This window comes from Streptomyces inusitatus, from assembly GCF_014651115.1.
Taxonomy (GTDB): domain Bacteria; phylum Actinomycetota; class Actinomycetes; order Streptomycetales; family Streptomycetaceae; genus Streptomyces; species Streptomyces amakusaensis.
Genome location: NZ_BMWG01000057.1, coordinates 1 through 4,957 on the forward strand (window position 1 = coordinate 1; position 4,957 = coordinate 4,957).

The 4,957-nt window shown below is 70.3% G+C and carries 1 protein-coding gene; it reads left to right on the top strand.

Annotated features, from left to right (window positions below):
- Window positions 1–4,957 (top strand): non-ribosomal peptide synthetase (locus IE247_RS33745; protein ID WP_190127191.1); only part of this gene is annotated, 4,957 nt, incomplete at both ends.

Here is a 4,957-nt window from a genome sequence, read left to right on the forward strand (position 1 = left end):
GCTGCTGATCGTCAACCACCTGGCGCTCGACACGGTGTCCCTGCGGATCCTGCTGCCGGACCTGGCCGAGACGTACGAGGCGCTGGCGGCCGGACGTGAGGCCGCGCTCGACTCCGTACCGACCTCCTTCCGGCACTGGGCGCGTGAACTCGCCGAGCAGGCCGGAAGCGAAGACCGGCTCACCGAAGTGGCCCAGTGGGTCGACTTCCTCCAAGGCCCCGACCCGCTTCTCACGACGGAGCCGGTCAACCCCGAACGCGACCTCCAGGCGACCCTGCGACAGGTGTCGGTGCGAGTGCCCATCGAGGTGACGTCCGAACTGCTCACCAGCGTTCCCACGGCGTTCCACGCGGGCATTGACGATGTGCTGTTGACCGGACTGACGGCGGCCGTCGCCGAGTGGCGGAACACTCAGCACACCCCCGCCGGCAGCGCGATCCTGGTGGACCTCGAAGGCCACGGCCGGGTTCCTCTCAGCGACGCCGACGATCTGTCGCGGACGGTCGGCTGGTTCACCAGCAGCCATCCCGTACGGCTCGATGTCGGATCGGTGGATCTGACGGAGATCAGGGAAGGCGGTCCGGCGGCCGGTCGGGTGCTGAAGCGGGTCAAGGAGCAGGTGCGGTCGGTCCCGGGCGACGGGCTGGGCTACGGCGTACTGCGCTATCTCAACCCCGACACGGCATCCGAACTCGCCGCGCTGCCCTCGGCCCAGATCGGCTTCAACTACCTCGGACGGTTCTCCGTCTCCGCCCCCGCGACACCCGCCAAGGGAGCCCCGGCCGGCTGGACCCCGCCCCGCGACGGCGGTGGTGATGTGAGCCTGGGCGGGGATTACCAGGTCATGCACGCGCTGGAGGTCATGGGCGTCGTACGGGATCTGCCCGAGGGGCCTGAGCTGACGCTGACCCTGCTCTGGCCGGAGCGGCTGTGGGACGAGGAGGCCGTCACTCGGCTGCTCGACGGATGGGCGGCGATGCTGACCGGGCTCGTCACCCACACGGCCGATTCGGAGAGCGGCGGTCACACTCCGTCCGACTTCTCGCTCGTGGCGCTCGACCAGACAAGGATCGAAGAGCTGGAGGCGGAGGTTCCGGGGCTGGTCGAAGTCCTGCCGGTCTCTCCGCTCCAGGAAGGGCTGCTGTTCCACGCGCTCTTCGACGAGCAGGGCACGGACGTCTATGTCGAACAGCTCGACATGGGGCTCGAAGGCCCGCTGGACCCGGTGGCGCTGCGGACGTCCTGGCAGGCGCTGCTGGACCGGCACGCCAGCCTGCGGGCCGGGTTCCATCAGCTCCCGGGAGTGGATCAGCCGGTCCAGGTCGTCAGCCGCCATGTGGTCATGCCCTGGCGCGAGGAGGACCTCTCCGGCCTCTCGGACGACGAGAAGGCGGCCGAGGCGGAGCGGCTCGGCCTTGAGGAACGCGCCCGCCGCTTCGATCTCACAGCACCCCCGCTGGTCAGGGTCGCCCTGGTCAAGCTGGGTGGCGAGCGGTTCCGCATGATGATCACGCTGCACCACATCGCGCTGGACGGCTGGTCGCTGCCGATCCTGATGCAGGAGCTGTGGACGGCGTACGAGGCCGGCGGCAGCACGAGCGGCCTTCCCGCGGTCACTCCGTTCCGCGACTATCTGGAGTGGCTGTCCCGTCAGGACAGGGAAGCCGCCCAGGAGGCATGGCGGGAGGCGCTCGCGGACGTCGAGGAGCCGAGCCTCATCGCTCCCGTCGACCGGGACGCCGAGCTGGTGCACGGCGAAGTCGTCATCGGCGAGGCGGAGCCCGCTCTGGACGAGGCCCTGCGCGAGCTGGTCCGCATCCAGGGGGTGACCCTGAATACGGTGGTGCAGGCGGCATGGGCGCTGCTGATCGGCAAGCTCACCGGCCGCCGTGATGTGGTGTTCGGCGCGAGCGTCGCGGGGCGGCCCGCCGAACTGCCCGGCATGGAGTCGATGCTGGGTCTGTTCATCAACACCGTGCCGGTGCGCGTACGGTTCGACCCCGCGCAGACGGTGGCGGGAATGCTGGTGCAGCTTCAGGCCGAGCAGTCCGCGCTGATGGACTTCCAGTATCTGAGCCTGAGCGACATCCAGCGCCTGGCGGGCGCGGGAGCCACCTTCGACACGATCATGGCTTTCGAGAACTTCCCGTCGGGCGGCAACCAGGAAGCGCCGCCGGACACGGGCACGGACTCGGAAACGGATTCGCCGATGCCCGGCCCGGGCGGACTCCGGGTGTTCGACTCCGGGATCCGGGAGTCGATCAACTTCCCGCTCGGACTCGTGGCGGGGCCGATCGGCGGTCTGGCCATGCGCCTCACCTACCGTCCCGACCTGTTCACCGCCGACGAGGCACAGAGCATCCTTGACCGGCTGCTGCGGCTGCTGGAACAGATGGCGACGGCCCCGGACGCCCTGCTCAGCCAGATCGAGGTACTGGACGGAGCCGAGCGGTCGCGGCTGGTGTCGGAGTGGAACGACACCGCGCGGCCGATCGAAGCGGCCCTGGTGCCGGACCTGTTCGCGGCGCGTGTCGCGAACGCGCCCGAGACCCTGGCGGTCCGGTCCGGCGGGGACGCTCTCTCGTACGAGGAGCTGGACGCACGCGCCAATCAGCTGGCGCACGTCCTGACCGACGCGGGTGTGGGTCGGGAGCGGGTGGTGGGTCTGTGCCTGCCGCGCGGGGTGGACATGGTGGTGGCGCTGCTGGCGGTGTGGAAGGCGGGCGGGGCGTATGTGCCGCTCGACCCGGAGCACCCGGCGGAGCGTCTCGCGTACATGGTCGCGGACAGCGGCGCGGTGGTCGTACTGAGCACCGGGGACACGCTGGCGGGTGTGCCGGTTGAGGACACCCCGGTGATGCTGCTCGACCGGATCGGCGATCGGATCGCGGCACAGCCCTCGGCCGCGCCGGTCACCACGGTGACTCCCGAGCAGCTGGCGTACGTGATCTACACCTCGGGTTCGACGGGTCGTCCGAAGGGGGTGGAGGTCGCGCACGGCGGGGTGGCGAACCTCGCGCAGGTGATGCGTCCGGTGCTCGGTGTGGACGAGGGGGTGGTGGCGCTTCAGTTCGCGTCGTTCAGCTTTGACGCGGCTGTGCTGGACGTCGTAGTCACGCTCGCTGCTGGCGGAACGCTGGCCATCGCATCGAGTGAGGAGCGCCGTGAGCCGGAGGCGTTGGCGGAGATGATCCGTACCTCGGGTGTCGAGGTGGCGAGCGTCGTCCCGTCTCTGCTGGGTGTCCTGGACCCGGCGGCGGTGCCCGGGGTGCGGAACTGGGTCCTCGGTGCTGAGCGGCTCAATGCCGATCTGGCGAGTCGGTGGCTCGCTGGTTCGCGGGTGTGGAACACCTATGGTCCGACCGAGGCGACCGTCATCACCACCGCCGTTCCGCTGGACGCCGGGATGACCCCCGACGATCAGCCTCCGGCCATCGGAAGCCCGATCGGCAACGCCCGGGTGTTCGTCCTGGACGACTTCCTCCAGCCCGTTCCGGTCGGTGTGACGGGTGAGCTGTACGTCGCCGGTGACGGCCTGGCCCGTGGTTATGCGGGCCGTGCGGATCTGACGGCTGAGCGTTTTGTGGCGAGTCCGTTCGGCGGGCGGATGTACCGCTCGGGTGACCTGGCCCGTTGGAGTGCGGACGGTCAGCTCTGGTTCGCCGGTCGTGCGGACGAGCAGGTGAAGATCCGCGGCTTCCGTGTCGAGCCGGGCGAGGTCGAGTCGGTCCTCGCCGCGCACGAGAGTGTGGCTCAGGCCGCGGTGATCGTCCGCGAGGACCGGCCGGGTGACAAGCGTCTGGTCGCCTACGCCGTACCCACGACCGCCGACAGCATCGACAGCATCGACATCGAGGCGCTCAAGCGGTTCGCGGGAGAGCAGCTGCCGGAGTACATGGTTCCGGCGGCGGTCGTCGTCCTGGAGGCCCTGCCGCTGACGGTGAACGGCAAGCTGAACCGTACCGCTCTGCCCGCGCCCGAGTTCGACGGTGCGGCAGGCGGCCGGGGGCCCGCCACGCTCATGGAGGAGGTCCTGTGCGGGCTGTTCGCCGAGGTGCTGGGCCTGGACCGGGTCGGCGCGGAGGTGTCGTTCTTCGAACTGGGCGGTGACTCGCTGCTGGCGATGCGGCTGATCGCCAGGGTCCGTGCCGTACTCGACACCGAGGTCAGCATCCGGGATCTGTTCACCGCCGCCACCGTGGCGGGGCTGGCCGGTCTGATCGACGGCACGGACGGCGAGACCCGTGTCGCGCTGGCGCGCCGGGAGCGGCCGGATGTGCTGCCGCTGTCCTACGCGCAGCAGCGGATGTGGTTCCTCAACCGGCTGGAGGGCGCCGGCGAGGGCGCGGGCTACAACATGCCGCTGACCCTGCGTCTCTCGGGCGAGCTGGACGTGGTCGCGCTGGAGGCGGCTCTCGGCGATGTGGCCGACCGGCACGAGAGCCTGCGGACCGTCTTCCCCGAGACCGACGGGACCCCGCGCCAGCACATCCTGGAAGGCGCGGCCGGACGCCCGCCGCTCATCGCGGTCGAGACCCACGAGAGCGAACTCGAATCCGTGCTCGCCGCACACGCCGGCCGGGGCTTCGACCTCAGCGTCGATCTGCCCTGGCGGGCAAGGCTGCTGATGACCGGCCCCACGGAGCATGTGCTGCTGATCGTGATCCATCACGTCGCGTCGGACGGCTGGTCCACCGGAGTGCTGACGCGCGACCTCGGCACCGCCTACGCGGCCCGCAGCGCGGGCCGGGCCCCCGGCTGGCAGCCGCTGCCCGTCCAGTACGCCGACTACGCGCTCTGGCAGCGCGAAGTCCTCGGCGACCTGGGCGATGAGAACAGCCTGATCGGCAGGCAGCTCGACTACTGGCGAGGCGCGTTGGCAGGCATCCCCGACGAGCTGGTGTTGCCGGTGGATCGTCGGCGGCCGGGGGTGTCGTCGTTCCGTGGTGGTACGGCT